Origin of the sequence: Flavobacterium ginsenosidimutans (assembly GCF_037478105.1) — a bacterium.
Lineage (GTDB): Bacteria > Bacteroidota > Bacteroidia > Flavobacteriales > Flavobacteriaceae > Flavobacterium > Flavobacterium ginsenosidimutans.
The window spans coordinates 2,852,553-2,873,408 of sequence record NZ_CP147988.1; the positions used below are offsets into that span (position 1 = coordinate 2,852,553).

The window sequence follows — 20,856 nt, forward strand, 5'->3', positions numbered from 1 at the left end:
TTTAAGTTTTCAGTCGCAGTTTTCAGTCTCAGTTTCCAGTCACAGTTTTAGCTAATTTAAACTGAAAACTGTGACTGCGACTGAAAACTTTATTCCTCTTCCTTCTGTCCCATCATCATTAGATAGGCTTTTAAGAAAGGATCGATATTTCCGTTCATTACGCCGTCAACATCGCTGGTTTCGTAACCTGTACGAACGTCTTTTACTAATTTATAAGGTTGCATTACGTAATTACGAATCTGCGAACCCCATTCAATTTTCATTTTTCCAGCTTCAATATCAGCACGTTGCGCTTGTTGTTTCTTTAATTCGATTTCATACAATTGAGAACGAAGCATTTGCATAGCACGCTGTCTGTTGTCTTGCTGAGATCTCGTTTCAGAACATTGAATCTGAATTCCAGTTGGTTTGTGAACTAACTGAACTTTAGTTTCAACTTTGTTTACGTTCTGTCCACCCGCACCACTCGAACGAGAAGTTGTGATTTCGATATCGGCAGGATTAATGTCGATTTCGATACTATCATCAACTAATGGATAAACGTAAACCGATACGAATGAAGTATGACGTTTTGCATTACTATCAAAAGGCGAAATACGAACCAAACGGTGAACTCCGTTTTCCCCTTTTAAATATCCGAATGAGTAATCTCCTTCGAATTCTAAAGTTACGGTTTTAATTCCGGCAACGTCGCCTTCTTGAAAGTTAAGCTCTTTAATTTTATAGCCATAACTTTCTCCCCACATCATATACATACGCATCAGCATTCCTGCCCAGTCGCAACTTTCTGTTCCTCCAGCTCCAGCAGTGATTTGTACTACTGCACTTAAACTGTCGCCTTCATCAGAAAGCATGTTTTTGAATTCGATATTTTCGATATGTGCTTGTGCAACTTCATATTGTTCATCTAATTCATCAACAGAAAGTTCTCCTTCTTTGTAAAAATCATAAGCTAGCTGTAATTCTTCTGTAAGTGATACGGCTTTGTCATAATCTTCAATCCATTTTTTCTTGTTTCGAAGATTTTTTACAAGGATTTCTGCTTCTTTTGGATTGTTCCAAAAATCAGGAGCGAAAGTTTTTTCTTCTTCGTTTGCAATTTCGATTAGTTTAGCATCGACGTCAAAGATACCTCCTCAACGCACCAAGGCGCTCCACAATACCTTTTACTTGTTCGGCTGTTGTCATAAATTAATTAATAGGTTTTTATATGTTTTTTAGAATTATTACGTTAATTTGGTCTATAGAAACGAGCGAGTTAAATTTTATTAAACTTGCCAAGAATAACTATTTGTAATACGTAATTTTGTCTACAAAAATAAGATATAGTTTTTAGAATATGGAAATAAATTTAATCAGCGATACCATAACAAAGCCTACTTATGAGATGCTTCAGTATATGTTTAACGCTCATGTCGGCGATGATGTATACAAACAGGACCCAACGGTGATTGAATTAGAAAATAGAACAGCGGAGTTTTTTGGTATGGAAGCTGGGCTTTTTTTTCCGTCTGGAACTATGGCAAACCAGACTGCAATTAAACTGCACACGCAGCCTGGAGAACAATTAATTGCAGATAAATATGCTCACGTTTATCATTATGAAGGAGGAGGAGTTTCTTTTAACAGCGGTGTTTCTTGCTGTTTATTAGATGGAAACCGCGGAATGATTACAGCTCCGCAAGTTGCTGCTGCGATAAATGATCCAGAGTTTTATCATAGTCCGCTAACGAGTTTGGTTTGTGTAGAAAATACAACCAATAAAGGTGGTGGAGCTTGTTATGAATTAGAAGATTTAAGAGAAATAAAAAAGGTCTGTGATGCTAATAATTTAAAGTTTCACTTAGATGGCGCTCGAATTTGGAATGCGTTAGTAGCTAAAAGACAGAATCCTAAAGAATTTGGAGCTATTTTCGATACTATTTCAGTTTGTTTGTCTAAAGGATTAGGCGCTCCAATTGGTTCTGTACTGCTTGGAAGTAAAGCTGATATTCACAGAGCGTTGAGAATCAGAAAGATATTAGGTGGAGGGATGCGTCAAGTTGGTTATTTGGCAGCAGCAGGATTATATGCTTTGGCTCATAATATCGAAAGATTGGCTGAAGATCATCGCAGAGCGAAAGAAATTGCAAAGGTCTTAAGCACAAAACCTTGGATTGCATCTATTGAACCCGTTGAAACAAATATTTTAATTTTTTCGCTTGCAGAAGGTTACAGCGACCAATTGTTAATTGAAAAATTAAAACAGAAAAATATATTGATAAGTTCTTTAGGACATAATAAACTTCGTATTGTAACACATTTAGATTATAAAGAAGTAATGCATACTTATGTAATTGATACACTTTCGAAGTTTTAGGGGAAGTTACTAAGTCGCTAAGATTCTAAGTTTCTGAGTTTTTCTTCTGTCGAAAACTTAGAAACTTAGAATCTTAGTTTCTTAGAATCTTATTTAAACAAATTATCCATTCCAGGAATAGAAGGCATATCCATTCTAGCAACGGCATCTAATTCTCTTTCGTTTACACTTGTTGCTTTTTCTATAGCTTTATTTAAAGTTACAATTAAGTAATCTTCTAGCTGTTCTTTGTCTTCTAGTAAAGAATCATCAATAGAAAGTGATTTTATTTTTCTACTTGCAGTGATAGTAACTTTTAATAATCCGTCAGCGCTTTGTTCATCAATCAAAACAGTATCTAAACGCTTTTTAGTATCTTCAATTTTTTGTTGGGTTTCTTTAAGTTTACCCATCATTACCATTAAATCCATTTTTGTTGATTTTTTAAATTATTTCAGACAAAATTAGTATATTGCTGTGTGAATTCAATAGAATAATTTAAGAAAAAATTAATTCTGTTCTGTTGGGTTTGTGCTATTTTTGCGTCTTCATATTTAAAAATTAATGCTTAATAAATGCAAAATGATATATCAGCCCCAAAGGCTAAAATAATTCCAAAGACATTAAAAAAACATAAAGAATCTAGGATTGATAACTATTTCTGGCTTAATGACAGAGAGGATTCAGAAGTAATTGATTACCTAAATAAGGAGAATGCTTATTATGAAAGCATGACTTCTCATACCCAAAATTTAAGAGATAGCCTGTTTGAAGAAATGAAAGCAAGGATTAAAGAAGACGACTCTTCTGTTCCTTATTTTTACAACGGATATTTTTATATTACACGTTTCGAAACAGGGCAGGATTATCCAATTTTTGCTAGAAAAAAAGGAAGCCTTTCTGCCGAAGAAGAAATTCTTTTTAATTGTAACGAAATGGCAAAAGGACATGCTTATTTCAAATTAGGAGGTTTAAGTATTAGTCCAGATAACAAATTTGCTAGTTTTGGAGTAGATATTGTTGGAAGAAGAATTTATACGATTCAAGTAAAAAACTTAGAGACTGGTGAAATCTTAGCAGATAAAATAGAAAATGTTACTGGCGCTTCAGTTTGGGCAAATGACAACAATACTATTTTTTATGTGAGACAAGATCAAGTTACGCTGAGAGCCGATAAGGTTTTCAGACATAAATTAAATACAGCATCTGAAAAGGATGTTTTAGTTTTTGATGAAATTGATGATACTTTTAATGTCTCAATCAGCAAAGAAAAATCAAGAAAATATATTGTTATTGGTTCTGGAAGTACTTTGACGACTGAATATAGAATTCTGAATTCAAGTGATCCAGATGGAGAGTTTACAGTTTTTCAGCCTCGTGTACGTGGGTTAGAATACAGTATTTCTCATTATGAAGATTCTTTTTATGTTCTAACCAATAAAGATAAGGCGACGAATTTCAAGTTAATGAAAACGCCAGAAGACAAAACAGGAAAGAAAAACTGGGTAGATCTTATTCCGCACAGAGAAGATGTTTTGTTGGAAGATATTGAAATCTTTAAAAATTATTTAGTTGTAGAAGAACGTTCTAACGGATTAAATCATATTAGAATTATGCCTTGGGGCGATGAGCCAGATTATTATCTTCCCTTTGGCAGTGAAACGTATAATGCATACACAACAACAAATGTTGATTTTGATACTGATATTTTGCGTTACAGTTATCAATCATTGGCAACTCCGTCTTCTGTAATAGATTTTAATATGAAGACTAAAACCAAAGAAATTCTTAAAGAACAAGAGGTTTTAGGTGGGAAATTTGATAAGAACAATTATATAGAAGAACGAGTTTGGGCAGAAGCCAGAGATGGTGTAAAAGTGCCTATTTCGATGGTTTATAGAAAAGGATTAGAGAAAAATGGTAAAAATCCGTTGTTGCTTTACGCATACGGTTCATATGGAATCACAATGGATACGTATTTTTCGTCAACAAGATTGTCACTTTTAGACCGCGGATTTGTTTATGCTATTGCGCATATTAGAGGAGGCGAGGACTTAGGAAGACAATGGTATGAAGACGGAAAACTGTTAAAAAAGAAAAATACCTTTACAGATTTCATCGATTGCTCTAAATTTGTAATAGACCAAAAGTATACTTCTCCCGAACATCTTTATGCAGAGGGAGGATCTGCTGGCGGACTTTTAATGGGAGTGATCGTAAATGAAGCTCCTGAATTGTATAACGGCGTTATCGCTCAGGTGCCTTTTGTAGACGTAATTACGACGATGCTAGACGACAGTATTCCGCTTACAACTGGAGAGTATGACGAATGGGGAAACCCAAACAAAAAAGAATATTATGATTATATGTTATCATATTCACCTTATGATAATGTAAAAGCGCAGGAATATCCTAATATGTATGTATCTACTGGATTGCACGATTCTCAGGTACAATATTGGGAGCCAGCCAAATGGGTTGCTAAATTAAGAGATTTAAAAACAAATAATAATCTTTTGTTTTTAGATACTAACATGGATGCAGGTCATGGCGGGGCTTCGGGACGTTTTGAGGCTTTAAAAGACTTAGCAAAAGAATTTAGTTTTTTATTAGATTTAGAAAAAATTAAAAGCTAATTAGAAATTTTTTGTTAAATTTGCAACCTATCAAGGTTAATTTAAAAAGGCCTTTGATTAACTATTTTTTTATGAAAGAAGAAATAACCGCTTATAATAATGTTTTAGAGTTAATAGGTAACACCCCCCTTATTAAACTAAATAAAATCACCGAAGAGTTAGAAGGAAATTTCTACGCAAAGGTAGAAGCTTTCAACCCAGGTCATTCCTCAAAAGATAGAATAGCGTTATATATTATTGAAGAAGCCGAGAAAAAAGGAATTCTTTCTCCGGGAGATACCATTATCGAAACCACATCTGGTAATACAGGATTTAGTTTAGCAATGGTAAGCATTATTAAAGGTTACAATTGTATTTTAGCCGTAAGCTCAAAATCATCGAAAGATAAAATTGACATGTTGAGAAGTTTAGGCGCCAAAGTTTATGTCTGTCCGGCTCACGTTTCTGCTGATGATGAAAGATCATATTATAATGTAGCAAAACGTTTACACGAAGAAACTAAAGGATCAGTCTACATTAATCAATATTTTAACCAATTGAATATTGATGCCCACTACAACACTACAGGTCCAGAGATTTGGGAACAAACAAAAGGACAAATTACGCACTTAATTGCGTGCAGTGGAACAGGAGGAACTATCTCTGGAACTGCAAAATTCTTAAAAGAAAAGAATCCGAATATTAGAATCCTAGGAGTTGATGCTTTTGGATCTGTATTGAAAAAATACCACGAAACAAGAGAATTCGATAACAAAGAAATTTACCCATATCGTATTGAAGGTTTAGGTAAAAACTTAATCCCATCGGCAACAGATTTTGATATTATTGATAAATTCATGAAAGTAACCGACGAAGAAAGTGCTCACTCTGCTAGAGAAATCACTCGTAAAGAAGGTTTATTTGTTGGATATACTTCTGGAGCAGTAATGCAAGCTATTAAACAATATGCAGAAGAAGGAGAATTTACAAAAGACAGTAATATCATTGCAATTTTTCCAGATCACGGTTCTCGTTACATGAGTAAAGTATTTAGTGATGACTGGATGAACGAACAAGGTTTCTTTGACAGTGTTAATGAAGAAGAAGTTCAAAAAATTGAATTTGTAAAGTAAAGAGAATTTACTTTTAATATATAAAACTCCATTCTTATGAATGGAGTTTTTTTTTGATTTAAACGCTTTTTGAAAGGTGTTTTTCTTTTGTTTTGAAATATTTTAAATCTCTTATTTTTAAAAATACCGTATTTATACGTAAGAAATTATTAAGATGATTGAATTAAATGGATAATTTTAATACTATTTTTTGCAAGTTCATAAACGCGTTTAGTCGTATAAAATGACTAATATTCGTTATTTTAACGAGTATTTTGGTAGGTTGTCGGAAATATTTTCGTCCAAATTCATAATGGTCTAGTTTAGCAGTGTTAAAATGACATGAGTTGTTTAATCCCAAAATCTCACTATTATGAAAAAATTACTACTTACAGTTTTGTTTGTATGTTATTTGAATGCTAATGCACAAACACCAATTCAAGAATTTAACTTTAATGGTACTCTAAACAATACCGCAAACACAATCTCATTTATGGGAACCGATAATTTCGTCACAGATAGGGCGGGAGTTATAAAAGGAGCCCAACGATTAAATAATAAAGCCCTAGAAGCCGTAATCGACAATCTACCACAAGGAAAAAATGCCAGAACAGTTAGTATCTGGGTAAAATTCAATGATATTGCTGCTGCTAATTATATTTGGGGTTATGGAAATCCTTATAATGCGCAATATTTCGGATTATTACATCAAGGAACTACGAATTCAAATTCCGATTTGAGTCTAGCTGCTTGGGGAGCTTCAAATGACGTAATTGTTCCTACACCACTTGAAAAGTATGTTTGGTATAACTATACCATTACATACGAAGGAGCAACTTCTAAAATATATAGAGACGGAAAACTAATAAAGTTTTTAGAAGGAATGACACGTTCTACGAATGGTACTGTGTTTAGATTAGGAGAAATTAATACTACAATTGGTATTAATGCTGATGTAGACGATTTGAAAATTTATGATGTAGCGTTGACTGCAGATCAGGTTAAAGAATTATATGAAAGTGAAAAACCTGTTGTTTCGATCGCTTCAACTGTAGAAAAATCTAAAGCCACATCAGCAACTGTAGTGAAAGGAAAAGTGGTTAAACAGCAAAATAATGCTACAATATTAACTTCAAGTGATGTTAGCGGAATTACAAAAAGTGTTGAGATTTATTCTCAAGGACAAAAAATTGAAGGAAGTAATGCAACAAATATCAGCAGTCTTCCAGAAGGAACCTATTTATTAAAAATCACCAATGCTCCAGCTAAAAAAATCACTTCAAAATAAAGGTTTTCATTTGTTTTTTTAATGTTAGTTTAGTTTCTTACGTTGCTTCGGCAATAACATTTTTGAACTAGTAAAAGAAAAAGCCTTCTGTAATCCAGAGGGCTTTTTTTAGTCTAATTTCCATCCGAAAGTGGTCTGAAATACATAATCATCTTTTGAAGCTCCTTCTTTTGGTTTATTGTCGTAATTATAGACAAAAGAAAGTTTGATAAAAAAATCAAGTGGCAAATCGTATTTGGTGTCTACTGAAAAATCGGTACGAACCCTTTTGCTTTCTGTTAAACTTGGAAAAACATTCACTTTTGACTGAATGCTAAAATCTCCAATATCATATAAATTAAGATCACTGCCTAAGAACATTTCCAAACTTTTATTGGGCTCAGTTGTCTCTGTAAAACGTTCATGGTTAAAAGACAATCCTGCGGCAAGGCCCCAATATTTTTTATTGCTGTGCATGAGATATTTTCCGTAACCAGCTTTTGACACCACACGCAAATCAATATCTTGTTCTGTATTTTTTAAAGTAACAATAGAGAGCGGAATAAAATAATCTCTTGGCAATAAATGGACATAACTCAAATCGGTGTCAATCCTGCGAATCGGTTCGCTGTCATCTTGTATGGATTGGATTTGTTTGTACATTGCCGTTCCGTACCACTTTTTTGCAGTGTATCCTAAATTTACGTTTACAGTTAATTGCTGTAAACTTTGCGCTTTAGTCAATTTGATTCCGGCGTCGAAACTAGCATCGAGTCTGTCCCAGAAACTGTCATCAACGGGTTTTATTCGTACAATATCACTAAGATCAATAATGCTTTTGGTCTGTGTTTCGATATTGGTGATTTCGCATTTGTTGGGAGTTTTGATTTTAGTAATTTTTCCGTTTAATAAATTACCATTGGAAAGATTGATAATATGAACTCTTTCTGAACCGATGCTTTTTACATATTTCCATTCGACTTTAAAATCGTCTTTGCTGTAATCGGTTTCGATCTGTAAGATACCTTTGTTCATTGTTTTTATTTCACCAACAATAATATCGTTGTTTTTCAATACTAAAGTATCACAGATTTGTGCATTGATATTGAAGAAAAATAAAAGAAAAAACAAAAGCAAAATTTTCTTCATACGGAGTTTTATTTATTTGATTATCAGCTTTTAATGTTAAAGTTAGAAATAAAAAAGAAATGTAGGACAGAATCCTGAAAAAATCCTATTGACAGTTAAGATAAATTGTATTGGTGTTTTTTAATGATGGTATTGAATTTCCTAAATCGGCCTTATAAAGCTTTAAACAGATCTTGCGATATTCTTTTTGAGGTAAAAACATCATTTTTGTGAGAATTATTTATTTGTGTGTAGGAATTGTTTGGTGATGCTGAATAAAAATCATAGTTTTAACAAAATTTGTAAAAATAATAACTGAAAATTTAATTGTAAGGTTTGAGCAATCAAATTTTAGAGTTAAAGATATTTACCGTAACTCCAAAACATTCTGAAAAAAAACTACTATGACTATGAAAAAAATATTACTCACATTCATGTTTGTAAATTTTTTAACTGCCAATGCACAAAATCCGGTGCAGGAATTTAATTTCAATGGTAATCTAAACAGCGCCGATAACAGCATTTCATTTGTTGGAACTCCAATTTATGTAAATGACAGAATGGGTGCGCCGCGAGGAGCTTTAAGATTAACTAATAAATCTTTGCAAGCTGTTGTTGGTGAGCTTCCGCAAGATAATAAACCCAAAACAATTTCGGTTTGGGTAAAATTTAATGCTGTAAATATTCCTAACTATATTTTAGGTTATGGTGCAGCAGTAAATGGACAGTATTTTGGTTTAGTTCAGCAGCCAGTAACTGGAGGAAATGCGGATGTAAGTCTAGTAGGGTGGGGAGATAGCAACAATGTTATCGCTTCTGTTCCTCTTGCAAAAGAGACCTGGTATATGTACAGTGTTACTTACGATGGTAATGTATCAAAAATTTACCGAAACGGTGTATTATTAAAAGCGGCTGATGGAATTCAGCGTTCAGCGAAAGGTTATATTTTAAATTTAGGAAAATTAAATACTTCAACCAGTATCAATGCTGATATTGATGATATAAGATTATACAGTGTGGCCATGACAGACGAACAGGTTTTAGAAGCCTATAACAGTTCGAAAGCTGCTCCAGCGAATAATCAAGTTGCTGTATTAGCATCAGCTTCTAATTCATCAGCGAGATCTGTTGGATCACCAGCAAAAGCTTCGGCGCCTGCTGCTTCTTCAGCAGAAACTACTAAGAATGGTAAAATAATCGAGGTCTTCTCGCAAGGAAAACAAATCATGAGTGCTAATGCGTCTAATATTGGCGATTTACCTGAAGGTACTTATTTGATTAAGGTTATCAATACGAACGCGAAAAAGTAAAGTTCTTATTTGTTTTTAATATAATAAAAAAGCCTTCTGAGATTTTCAGAAGGCTTTTTTAAAGTAGTTTATAAATTTAATGATATGCGCTATTTATTATTAAGATTATTAAGGGCATGTTTAAATAATATATTATCCTACTATACCAAATTCTATATCTTCTACTAATGAACCCCATAAATATCCATTATCATTTTTAAATAAATCTGAATCTATTTTCAATAATTCTATTTCTAGATATTTTGCATATTTTTTATGATTAGAATCTTCCCTGTAATTACCAAATTTTTTTTCGGGTATATCAATTGTCCATAAATGATCGTACGTATAAAGTTGTAATACCAAATTTTTAAGAGATTTCGAAATAAAAATTTCATTATCTCTAGTTATTACCCTTGATTTTAAATTTAAAATAATATTAGAATTATAAGATGTTTTGCCAATAATGATTTCAGATTCTGATAATAAAGAAATGTTATCAACAAATTCAAAGTTCAAAATATTACTAGGTAATCCAATGCTTGAAATAATTAATTCTTCTTCTTTAGTTAATTTTTGACTTAAACTAAATTCAATTGCTCTAATAATCAAATTAGAACCGAAATGTTCGATTACTTTATTTTCAATTATCATTTCTAGTTATTTAAAATTATTAAAATCAATGGCTCTTTGATTTAAAGATGCTTGTCTTATTGCTTTTGCGTCGAGATCGGAGCCTTTTCCTGGATAAGGATAGCTATAAATTATTTCTAAATCACGTCCTATTTTGTCCAAAAGCATTTTTGTACAGCCTTGGCCGACGCCTCCACTTTCTAGTTCACATACTTCTAATTCAGAATATATTCTCTTAATATTTTTTGGTGGAATATTTTGTGCTTCTAATGTTTCAAGGGCTAATCTTTCTGCGTGCCTTCCATTATTAGGAATAGTTGTTTGAACAAGTGTTTTTGTATTTCCATTTAGATCTAAATATTCAAAAACAGCAATATTTCCATCGTGCCAAAAATTATTGGACTTTCTGTAACTCATTGCCATTTTTCCTAAATCACCAGTGTCTAAGGGTAACTTTATTACATTTCGGAATGTATTTTTCCACTTTAAATATCCGCCAGCTTTATTAATTTCAGTTAAATTTTTAGAAACTAATTTTAACTCTTCAATGTTAGTTCTTAAGGCAGGAGATTCTTTGCTTAATAGATTCCAAGCATTAAAAATTTCTGGATCTTTAATTGAAGTTTTGAATTCTGCATTAGCTGTTGATAGATCATTTGCTAGAGCTAATACAGGACATATATTGTCTTCACCTTGAGCATATGAAATAAATTGAACTAATAGTATTAAACAAAAAAGGAATCTTTTTAATATATTTTTCATTTATTCTATTTTAAAATAAGTACTTATAAATTGGCTTTCTTTTTTTTGGAGTAGCTCCATTTGTAATTGATTTGAATTATATTCTTGCCCTCTGTAGATCCATCGAAATATATCAGGATAAAGCAATTCGTTAATAATCTTTTTTTTATCGATAATTTTCTGTTCTATCAAATCGTATACAAAACAGGTATTAGAAAATGATTGAACAATTTGTATTTGTGTTGTATTAATAAAAAATGCCCATTCGATCGCAATGTCTTTTTCAAACTTTACTTTGATATTTTGTAAAGTTGAAAGGTCTGTTATAATTAGGCTTCTTTTATTAATCAATAGATGATTTTTTTCATAAAAAAAACTGCCAACTAAACTGTCTTGTACTGTCTTACCATCTTCTCTAAAATAAACCTTCAAACTTACTTTGCTAAAATTTTCCATATCTAATAAAAATAAATCTCTGCAAGGAATAAATGCAAAATTTTTAATAGGATGTTCTGTTTCAATCTTTTCATCGATAAAACACTGGATCTTTTTTTCTGAAAACAATTCTTGCGTTTTATCTACCCCGTTAATTAATAAAGTATAGTATACAAGTTCTTGACCTCTGTTAGGTTCTTCCCATCCAGCATAAACAAATTTTATTTTTTTGTTTACATTTTCAAATTTATATAACTTTTCAATTTTTGTTAGTTGCATCATTTCCTAATCGCAAAAAGGTTTCTTATTATCACTAAATATCTTCCAAGCATCAATGCCATTATCAGGATTTTTACTAACAGCTTTCATTAAAGTAGAGTTACTTTTTAAATCTTGCATCAATGTTTTCACTTCTGTTTCAGGCAAATTTAATGATTTATTCTTGGCAACAATTTTAGCTGCTACATCATCTGTAAATCCTAATGCTTTAAATTCACTTAAAGTATCTGCGCCACTAGCTATAGTTTTAGATATTGTTCTTCCTTTTCCAACCCATGTTGCATATTTACCACTTGGCGATTCCATAACAATTACTTCAACAGATCCTTCTAGTGCTAATTGAGACCATGTTTTTGGATAACCAGTTATAGGATCAATGTCTTTTATTATGAATCGTGATTGTTCACCTTTTCCAACTTTTCCAAACCAAGGAATTGCTCTGTTAGTTTCTATTTCAAATTTTGATGGATCTTTAATTATAATTTGATAATAAAAATCATATTCGTTTCTTTCCATATTTAATGCTCTACTATCAAAGTCATAAGGTTTTCCATTGAACATAGGACTTGTGTAAGCTCCTCCTAAATTTGGTGTCCCGTCAGGAAGGTCTTCAAAAGAACCACTATATCTGTCAAATACTTCATTTTTGTTTGGTACCCTTTTAATTAGTGCTCCATATCCGCCATTTGCGGGTGGCCATAAAGCATTATTTTTAGAGTCAAAATTTATATTATATTCTTTTGCTAAGGCTTCGAGTTTTTCCCATTGGCTTTGCTTATAATTATTCCAATATTGACCCCTAACTGTACTTGGAATTTTTTCTAGGTTTAATTTCTCAATGTAATCTTTATTTAAAGCTTTTTCAAATGCTTTTTGATTAATAAAAAATTCATTATTAACTTTTGCTTTATTTGGATACCACCAAGATTTGAATTTATCTATATCTCCGGCATAATTTTTTACATCAGTCGTTTTTGAGTTTTTCCATAGTTCTTTGAATGCAATGTAGTCGTCATTGTAATGAACTATATCATCTAATTCTTTTAAAATAGCATCATTTGCAAGTGCAAAATCTTCAAAGAACTTAGTTTTTAGAGTTGAATCTAATGCATTTACTTCACTTTTTAATAATGCAAATTGAGATGATTCTAGTCTAGATGATAATGTTGCAGGTCCTAATAATTTTGGGGTAGCATAAAAGTATCCTCTATTATTTAAGTCTTCTACAATGCTCAGTGCCCCTGTTGTCGTTTGCCCTGCTTTATCTATATATGATAGTTTATCAAATGTGCTTACAATTTCTACATTTTGAACATTAGTTGGTTGCCATTTTATATTTTTTAAATTGACTATATTTTTTGAAATCGTAACTTCTGCAACTGCCGGACTTGCTACTTTTCCATTGTTTAATAAAATAGTTCCATTATCAACTGTTATATCTATAATTGAAGAAAGACTTTGATCAATGTTTTGACATTTTAGTCTAGCTTCAGTAACTAGATCATACATTTTTTTAACGACTCTCACTTCATCGGGGTTAAGAGTTCCTCCGTTCATTGCAGTAGACATTGTTTCTACTAAGTTATCAAGTGCGTTTAAATGTGCTAGTCTTTCCGTTTCATTTAAATTTTGAAAATCTGCAACCAAATTTTTAATGCTGCTTCGCATTACTCTTACAGTTTCAATATATTTTCCTTCTCTAACCGCAAATTGAAAAACTCCTCGTGTTAAATTTGTTAATCCAGAAACGGCTTTTGGTAAATTATAGATTGCATATACAGCATCCCAGATGGCATTATATTTTGGACTTATAGCACCTGGATTATTATAATTAGTTGCTGTTATAAGTATGTCTGCGGAAACCATTGTTAATTCTAGTGTTAATAATGATCCACCACTTGTAAATGGAGCTAAAGCTATAGCAACCCCATCAGCTACTAATCTAAATAAGATTGCATCATTATGGTCTTCTACAGCATTAATCATCCAGTAAGCATAAATTGCAGGAACGGCTAAAAGCCCTTTTTTGAATTGTCTACCATCTACTGTAAAATCTTTGGGAATCTCTAAGACAACATAATCATATGGGGCGAGATCAAAAAGATGTTGTATTGGATTTTTTGGGTCTTTTGAATTTATTACTTGATAACTACAATTAAATAGAATTCGACTTGGGTTACTCAATAATTTAGTAGAAAGCAAATGATATTCTAGTACAGCACCATTATTTGAAACCACGTTAAAAAGTCCTTGATCATAGAACATGAAGTATGGCTCTTTTCGAACTTCTGTTAAAGGAGGAATCGTATTGTATTTGTTACTAACTTCTAATGCTAAGTTATTTGCATAACCATTTGGAATTTTATTGTAAACTAATGTTTTGTAGAAAATGTCTTGAACGAAAAATTTTCTCTCTTTTCCATCCAATATTTTATAAACGCTCCATAATAAGCTATAATTATTTTTTTGTAATTCTTCAGTTATTCCATAACGATCATTTACATGAATGAAGAGATTTAGAAGAATTTCCTCAGATTTATCAAACATTGAATTATTGTTGATTGCTAAATCAATCAGATTTTTTCTTGTTTCATTAGATATGCTTTTCCAGAAAACAGGAATCATTTTAAATTTATCACTTACGGACTGGTTTGTTACATATTCATAATAATAGCTTTCATCAAAACCAGTAACAGATTCAGGGACAAGATTTTTAATGAAATTGTATGCAGCTGAATCATCTTTAGGAATTAATCTATCAAGATCAAGGTTATTGATAGAAAACATAGCCATTAATCCTTGATAGAAAGATGTATAGTTCTCATTATCATATGGATTAATAGAATGATCATGTAATTCTTTGTTTAAATTGATAAGAATCTCATGATTATTAGCAGACAATAAATTGTAGAAATCAGGTACATTTTTTGAGTTTATAGCAACCATTACCCTTAAAAGGGCAATTTCTTGATCATTTTTAATTTCAGGAGATAAGCTTAATTGTTTAAATGCCTTCTTTATATTTTCCCAGCTTACTTTTCTTAAGGCAGAAATACAAACTTGCTGGTTTACAATTAAATCGACTAGTTCTGTATTTGTAAAACTTGATTTTGCAAATAGCGTAGTAAGTTTTTTCTCGTCCGCTTCAACAATATTGGGCTGACATTTATTTTTGTCATTGTTAATTAAATCTACTAACGAATTAACTACAGTACATGAAGGATCGGCAGAATATAATGCTACGGTAATAAAATTATTATCCTTTTGAAGATACTTTTTGATTTGTTCAATTACATTTTCAGTAGTTGCGTTTTCAGGTTTTTTCCAGCCATAAATTGTTTTTCTACTGTAAGAACATTGGTCATTCAAAATTTTAATGACTGCATCGCCGTTACTCTCTAAAGAAATAGGATATGGCATTTTATCCCCGATATTTGTAACGCGGTTATAATCATTATCTCTATAAGATAGCTCATATACTACTTCTTTTCCTGACACTTTTCCAATAAAAGTTGCAAGTAATTTTTTAGTTTCAGTTTGGTGTAAATTAAAACCTGTAATTAGAAAAGGAACTTTTTCAGAAAGCTGAGCTACTAATATATTTCCACTAGCAGCTTCATTTTCAGTTACTTTAAAAATATTTCCAAGTAAATCAAGTTCATTAGCTTGACGATCAGCCCCAGAAGAACTTTTCTGGAAACCATAGAATTTCCATCCACCGCTATGAATAATATCCCAATCGTTATGTGATAATACAGTACCATTCCCATAATCCATTAAGAGATCCGTTTTTCCTGATTCAGTATCAGTAGAGAAAGGATGTTTAAGACCAAAAACACCATGCCCAAGCTCGTGAGCAGCAGTTTTTAAATTATTGTCAAATACAAAAGCATATTGACCTCCAAGTGGCATAAAACCTTTATATCCATCTTGCCCTGGTCTACCAGTGTAAATGATGTAATATGTTTCATCATCATATTTAAGATTACTCGCTTCAATCTGATTTATTATATTAATTTGTCCATCAGTATACACATTCATAATTCCGCTGTCTCCACAAGGAACTATGTTAGGTAGAGTCGTTATATTGACATTTTGTGAAGTTACATTGAACTTAATTCCTGCTTTATTATAAACGTCATTAAGGAATTTTTCCGCATCTGCAGTACTTGGTGCATTTGCTCCGTTGACACTTAAAATAGTTATATTAATTGAAGGTTTTTGAGTTAGATCCCAAAGGTTTATTTTACCAGCAATATCAGATTTACCAGCAATAGTTTTACTAGGATCATTTGGATCTTTTTCTTGTGCTCCTTTTACTGTAGCAATGATACTATGTTTAGCAAAATTAAATTTCTTACTAATCTTTATTTCTACTTTCGTATCACTGATTTTTTGTGTAGCGACTTCTTCACCAGCATTAGTTTTAAAAACAACATCATCTAATGTTTTACCATTTTTAAATTCAGCCTCTGCAATAATGAAATCAAAATCATCACTTAAGTCAGATATTGCTTTATAACTTACCTTATATGTGCCTCCCGTTTTAGTAGGGATGGTTTCATAAGATTCTAAAAGCTTTTTAGGCCCATCTTTTGGCTGTGGATCAAAAGCGTATTTGGCATTAGTTCCATTTGAAAAAGTAATTTTAACATCTGAAGAAGATATTTGAACAACTTCACCACTGCTAGATATACCATTGGTATTTGCAGCGGTTGCTTTTCCGCCTTCAGCTGGATTTGAAACAGTAGGTTCACCTTTAGCTTCAGCTGGTATCGTAACAGTTTTTCCGTCTTTATCAGTATAAACTTGATCGTAAGAAGATTTTGGAAGAACAGTGACAGCGCCATTAGTTCCTTTTATTGTAGTACTTCCGTCAGGATTTAATGTTACTGATTCTATTACATAATCAAGCTTGCCTTCAACTGGTTTTCCATCGCTTCCAAATACATCTTTAAACACGCCATCAAGATCAGCCATACTGCTCCAATTCGGATCATAGGCTGCTATAATCTCTCCAGAAATCAGTTTAAAATCAGTATTTAAACCAATACTGTTGAATGTAATCCTGATACGAGTGTTTTCACTTATATTTACTTTAGCACTTTTTTCGTTTTCTTCTTTATCTTCTGCGCTTTGTGCAATAAGTGTGTCAGCTGCATCAATAAGCTGTCTAAATTTTTCGATAAAAGGAAGCGTTACATAACCATCACCAGAAAAAGTTCCGTTGCTTCCAGTTGCATGTAAAACCACAATAGGGAAATCTCCCGCTGCGATAACATCATTAGGCAAAAGTTCTTTCAGCGGAGTAGTGTTTGCTAAATCTGCTGGATCTGGTTTTAAGCCACAGCCTTGAAAAGCAATTTCATCTCTTACTAGAGTATTAAATTCTTTAACTGTACTATGAGTGTATTTGCCAACTTCACAAGATGCACCTACAGTATATTCGTAAGTAGTATTAGGTTTAAGATTGGTAATAGTAAGGTTTTCTCTTGGAGTTACCACTTTATACCATTCCGAATCTGCATTTTTTTCACGGTAGTTTACCTGATAATCGAAGTTATCGATACTTCCTGACCAAGAAACTTTAGCTTGATTTTCGCTTATTCCGTCAACGTTTATGGCAAGTGGTGCTGTACAATAGGTTTCGTAATCGAATGAGAAGATTTCACTATATCCATTATTCTTAAAAACACCAATTTCTTCGGCTCCTTGAAGGGCTTTTGCTTTTATTCTCCAAGCATATTTTTTACCAGGAAGTAATTGCGGTTCTGAAACGCCATATTGTAACGTAGTCGAACGTGTTGTAGTTGTAAAAAGAGGAGGTGAGTATAAAAATGCATTTTGAACTGGAGTATATTTATCCCAGATTTCTACCAAAGAAAATTCATATTCAACGTTGCTGACATTGATTTGTCGTGGCGTCCAACTGAAAATAATGTTCTGAATATTCTGCTGCATTATAGAAGCATTATTCAGAGGAAGATTTAGAAACGGCGGATCATTTTGGAAAATAATTGTCGTTACACTGGTTTTCTTAGAAAGCTTTTTGTTGGTCGCAAAATCATAAACCTCAACAGAAAAATTATAAATACCTTCAGGAAGTGCCTGAGCGTATTGGTTTGGATTGATTCCAAGGAGATTTTGATATTCAAAGTATGGTGCTAAATCTACATTGGTTAACTGAAGGGGCACACCGCCTTCTAGATAAAGATCACGTGCTCCAACCACAAAATCGTTTGTTGTTAATGAAATAGATTGTCCTTGGAAATAACATTTTAATCGAATCTGGCGATTAGAAATCGTTAAATCGTTTAAAGAAATCTGCACTTTGATTGGACTATTTATGGTAGTCGCATCGGCATAATTGCTTAAATAGATTGGCGATGGTTGCGAAATTTGCGTGCTTATTGTTACTGGATAAGTTTGTGCTATACCAGAAACCATTGCAGAAAGCCAAAACCCAAGGGTTAGAAATAGTTGATATTGTAGTTTTTTTAGCATTTGGGTGTTTTTATAACTATTATACTTTAAAATCTTTTTCTCTTAATGTTTTAATTCGATAGGATCATTTGCTGCTTTTTCTATCGCCAATTGATGGTAAAATGGAATCATCTTCTCTTCTAATTGTGCACTGATTTCTTCAGCAGGTTTTTTATCTTGATTTAAATCAAAAAATGTATTGACTTCTTGTTTGCTGAAAGCCGCCATTGATTCATTATTCTGAAGTTCATTTTTGGGCAGTTTGGCAAGCATTGCAAATTCTCTCATCATCCATCTATGGTTAATTAGCTGTTTTTCGCTTTGTTTGCTTCTTTCAACCAATTTCAAATACTTGTTGTAAGCGGCTTTGTCTTTTGCTTCTTCGCTTGTAACTCCGTGCATTTTGTCTGTATTGACACGGCTAATTGCGGCTACATAAACTTTTTCGATATTTTCATCTTTGGCAGATATTTCACTGTTTAGTTTCTGTGCGATATCAAAAAGGACAGAGTTGTATTTCGAAATAATTTCTTTATCTGAATTATATTGATCAAGATAATCGAGTGTTTTTTCTTTGAATTTTTTGTCATCCAATTCCATTCTTGCACCATTTAAAAGTTTATTTAACTTTTCAGTTTCTTCTTCTGGCACTGGTTTTAGGTTGTTTTGAAGCTGTTCAAGATTGGCAATAATTTCAGCTTTTGTTCCTTCTAATGTCACATCTTTCGAAGAGATTTTCAGAGTGCTTTCTGGGGTTTCTTTTGCTGTAACTTCTGTTTTTTCTTCTACACGTTTTGGGCGAAGTTTGATTTTGTCAAATGAATAAGCATAGGATAAAGTTGCTGTCAAATCATTATTGCGAACGGTTTGCGAACTGCTGAAAAGCGTAATACAGTTTAAACTGAAATTATGCTTTTGCAAATAAATGTATGAACCGTTTAAACGGATATTAATAATGTCGTTGACTTTATCACCATTATTGAAACTGGTGTTATAACTGGTAGAAAAGGAAGTATTTAGTTTTTTGTCATAAAATAATTTAGTAGCGCCAACCGTTGGTCCTAAAATTAAATTATCACTAGTATCTAGTTTTCCTATTGTACTGTTGAATGAAGCCGTCAGATTTAGATCTTTCTGTGGATATCCAATAATGTATGAAAGTCCTGTGTTATAATAAGTGCTCGCACCGCCAGCAATTGTTTTTCCTTCTTGCTGATTTACGGCATCTTGCATACTAAAAGTTGCATTGAAAGCTTGTTTCTGTCTTTTATCATTTTTCAAAAGATAATTAACTGTAAGCGCTGCATTTTGATTGACCTGTCTGTAATTTAAAGTGTCTAAATATTCATATTGAGAAGTCTGATTGATGTAATCAAACTGATTTCTGCTATTGGTAAATGATTGAAAATTAGAATAATTTACATTGAAATTTAATTTCTGATTTGCTCTGAAATCGGCACTAATAGATGAAACCAATCTTTTCATCTGGCTTTGTTTCTGTTTGTCCAGATTGTCTTTTTGCAAACCTAAATTCAAGTTTAAGCTCAATTTGTCTTTGTATAAAGTTTGAGAAGCATTAACAGTAACATTTTCTAAGTCATTATTGAAATAATAACCTCCCAATGTTCTGTAATTCGGATCGATACGTTCGTAACCTAAACCTAATGTTCCTTTTCCGGCTGGATAAACCAATTGCCCTTTCATTGCTTTATAGCTTGTCGTAGTCGAGTTAGAATTTACAAATAATGAAGCAACATTTTTTGCCTTTGTATTTCCTTCATCTCTTGTATCTTCTGTTATTGCACTGTTTGCAAATTCAGTTAAAACCTGTAATTTTTTGAATAGTTTAAAAGAGGTTTCAAAACTGATTGCAGCATTTTCTTTTGGAACAACTCCCAATTCGTAAGGAACTGGAATAGAAAGTGAGTTAATCTCATCTTTTGCTCTAAAAAAGGTAAGTCCAAGATTTACTTTTTCTAAGGCGTACTGTGTTTTAAAACCGTAACCAAATCTTTTATACGTTGGAACCAATTCGCTATTGATTGCATCATATTCGCTACTTTTAACCAAACGTCCGTACATGGCGCTGATTTTAAATTTGCCTTGCGGAGTTAAATCAACACCCAAACCAGTAAATTGATGTCCGCTTAAGGTGTATGGAGAAAAAGTCATGCTAACATCTCCAATATGTCCAGTTATCCATTTATAAGATGGATGGATGCTTAAACGATTCATTAGAACTGGTCTATTGTAACCAAAACTTTGATTGGTGTACGAAAATGAAAAAGGTATATTATATAATCCTGCGACATTCACATTGATATTTCCGTTTAAGAAATAGGTAAAAGGTTCTCTGGCAGCATTTCCAGAATAGAATACTCCGCTGGCAGAAGCGCCACCAGAGACATTTATTAATTTGGCTTTTCCTAGTTCTTCAACATTGAAATTTTGTGCAAATCCCAAGGATGTAAACAATAGTATGCTAAAAAATGATATTCTTTTTAAATTCATTATAATATATTCAGGGCATGAAATA

13 protein-coding genes are annotated in these 20,856 nt (G+C 32.4%); 5 read left to right on the forward strand and 8 right to left on the reverse strand.

The features are described 5' to 3' along the window. Positions 1-89 precede the first annotated feature (89 nt). A protein-coding gene (gene prfB / locus V6624_RS12610) for a peptide chain release factor 2 (RefSeq protein WP_338838720.1) occupies positions 90-1,188 on the reverse strand; the annotation gives its coding sequence in 2 pieces (ribosomal slippage) (positions 90-1,124 and positions 1,126-1,188; 1,098 coding nt in all). A gap of 151 nt (positions 1,189-1,339) precedes the next feature. Between prfB and V6624_RS12615 the strand changes: the two genes are divergently transcribed. Then, positions 1,340-2,359 (forward strand): threonine aldolase family protein, encoded by a 1,020-nt coding sequence (locus tag V6624_RS12615; protein ID WP_111286464.1) that lies wholly within the window; start codon positions 1,340-1,342, stop codon positions 2,357-2,359. Positions 2,360-2,448: 89 nt separating this feature from the next. Here V6624_RS12615 and V6624_RS12620 read toward each other — a convergent pair whose 3' ends face one another. Then, the gene (locus V6624_RS12620; RefSeq protein WP_338838722.1) at positions 2,449-2,769 is read right to left on the reverse strand and encodes a YbaB/EbfC family nucleoid-associated protein; all 321 of its coding nucleotides are present in this window, start codon (positions 2,767-2,769) and stop codon (positions 2,449-2,451) included. A 144-nt stretch (positions 2,770-2,913) separates the two neighbouring features. Here V6624_RS12620 and V6624_RS12625 point away from each other — a divergent pair, with 144 nt between their 5' ends. The 3 genes from V6624_RS12625 (at position 2,914) to V6624_RS12635 (ending at position 7,353) form a co-directional block, all read left to right on the forward strand. Next, positions 2,914-4,974 (forward strand): S9 family peptidase, encoded by a 2,061-nt coding sequence (locus tag V6624_RS12625; protein ID WP_338838723.1) that lies wholly within the window; start codon positions 2,914-2,916, stop codon positions 4,972-4,974. Positions 4,975-5,045: 71 nt separating this feature from the next. Continuing rightward, on the forward strand, positions 5,046-6,086 hold the full coding sequence (locus tag V6624_RS12630; protein ID WP_111286460.1) for a PLP-dependent cysteine synthase family protein: 1,041 nt from the start codon (positions 5,046-5,048) through the stop codon (positions 6,084-6,086). Between the two features lie 352 nt (positions 6,087-6,438). Next, positions 6,439-7,353 carry a LamG domain-containing protein gene (locus tag V6624_RS12635; RefSeq protein ID WP_338838724.1) on the forward strand — a complete coding sequence of 305 codons (915 nt, stop codon included), beginning with the start codon at positions 6,439-6,441 and terminating at the stop codon, positions 7,351-7,353. Between the two features lie 108 nt (positions 7,354-7,461). Here the strand turns inward: V6624_RS12635 and V6624_RS12640 are convergent, their stop codons facing one another. Then, positions 7,462-8,481, reverse strand: a complete 1,020-nt coding sequence (locus V6624_RS12640; RefSeq protein ID WP_111282975.1) for a DUF481 domain-containing protein — start codon at positions 8,479-8,481, stop codon at positions 7,462-7,464. Between the two features lie 389 nt (positions 8,482-8,870). Between V6624_RS12640 and V6624_RS12645 the strand changes: the two genes are divergently transcribed. Next, complete coding sequence (locus tag V6624_RS12645) at positions 8,871-9,770, forward strand: LamG domain-containing protein (RefSeq protein ID WP_239455547.1); 900 nt, start codon at positions 8,871-8,873, stop codon at positions 9,768-9,770. 132 nt (positions 9,771-9,902) lie between these two features. Here V6624_RS12645 and V6624_RS12650 read toward each other — a convergent pair whose 3' ends face one another. Genes V6624_RS12650 through V6624_RS12670 form a run of 5 tightly spaced genes read right to left on the reverse strand, consistent with a single transcriptional unit; the run spans position 9,903 to position 20,831 of the window. Further along, the gene (locus V6624_RS12650) at positions 9,903-10,403 is read right to left on the reverse strand and encodes a hypothetical protein (protein WP_111282973.1); all 501 of its coding nucleotides are present in this window, start codon (positions 10,401-10,403) and stop codon (positions 9,903-9,905) included. A gap of 6 nt (positions 10,404-10,409) precedes the next feature. Then, positions 10,410-11,144 (reverse strand): nucleic acid/nucleotide deaminase domain-containing protein, encoded by a 735-nt coding sequence (locus V6624_RS12655; protein ID WP_111282971.1) that lies wholly within the window; start codon positions 11,142-11,144, stop codon positions 10,410-10,412. Beyond that, positions 11,145-11,840: a hypothetical protein gene (locus V6624_RS12660; protein ID WP_162614888.1), complete on the reverse strand. Its 696-nt coding sequence runs from the start codon at positions 11,838-11,840 to the stop codon at positions 11,145-11,147. Between the two features lie 3 nt (positions 11,841-11,843). Continuing rightward, the gene (locus tag V6624_RS12665; protein WP_111282967.1) at positions 11,844-18,341 is read right to left on the reverse strand and encodes a fibronectin type III domain-containing protein; all 6,498 of its coding nucleotides are present in this window, start codon (positions 18,339-18,341) and stop codon (positions 11,844-11,846) included. Between the two features lie 42 nt (positions 18,342-18,383). Then, positions 18,384-20,831: a hypothetical protein gene (locus tag V6624_RS12670; RefSeq protein ID WP_338838735.1), complete on the reverse strand. Its 2,448-nt coding sequence runs from the start codon at positions 20,829-20,831 to the stop codon at positions 18,384-18,386. Positions 20,832-20,856 lie beyond the last annotated feature (25 nt).

Coding starts and splice junctions, on each gene's coding strand:
- V6624_RS12615 (WP_111286464.1), top strand. CDS start 1,340: ATGGAAATAAATTTAATCAGCGATACCATAACAAAGCCTACTTATGAG.
- V6624_RS12620 (WP_338838722.1), bottom strand. CDS start 2,769: ATGGATTTAATGGTAATGATGGGTAAACTTAAAGAAACCCAACAAAAA.
- V6624_RS12625 (WP_338838723.1), top strand. CDS start 2,914: ATGCAAAATGATATATCAGCCCCAAAGGCTAAAATAATTCCAAAGACA.
- V6624_RS12630 (WP_111286460.1), top strand. CDS start 5,046: ATGAAAGAAGAAATAACCGCTTATAATAATGTTTTAGAGTTAATAGGT.
- V6624_RS12635 (WP_338838724.1), top strand. CDS start 6,439: ATGAAAAAATTACTACTTACAGTTTTGTTTGTATGTTATTTGAATGCT.
- V6624_RS12640 (WP_111282975.1), bottom strand. CDS start 8,481: ATGAAGAAAATTTTGCTTTTGTTTTTTCTTTTATTTTTCTTCAATATC.
- V6624_RS12645 (WP_239455547.1), top strand. CDS start 8,871: ATGAAAAAAATATTACTCACATTCATGTTTGTAAATTTTTTAACTGCC.
- V6624_RS12650 (WP_111282973.1), bottom strand. CDS start 10,403: ATGATAATTGAAAATAAAGTAATCGAACATTTCGGTTCTAATTTGATT.
- V6624_RS12655 (WP_111282971.1), bottom strand. CDS start 11,144: ATGAAAAATATATTAAAAAGATTCCTTTTTTGTTTAATACTATTAGTT.
- V6624_RS12660 (WP_162614888.1), bottom strand. CDS start 11,840: ATGATGCAACTAACAAAAATTGAAAAGTTATATAAATTTGAAAATGTA.
- V6624_RS12665 (WP_111282967.1), bottom strand. CDS start 18,341: ATGCTAAAAAAACTACAATATCAACTATTTCTAACCCTTGGGTTTTGG.
- V6624_RS12670 (WP_338838735.1), bottom strand. CDS start 20,831: ATGAATTTAAAAAGAATATCATTTTTTAGCATACTATTGTTTACATCC.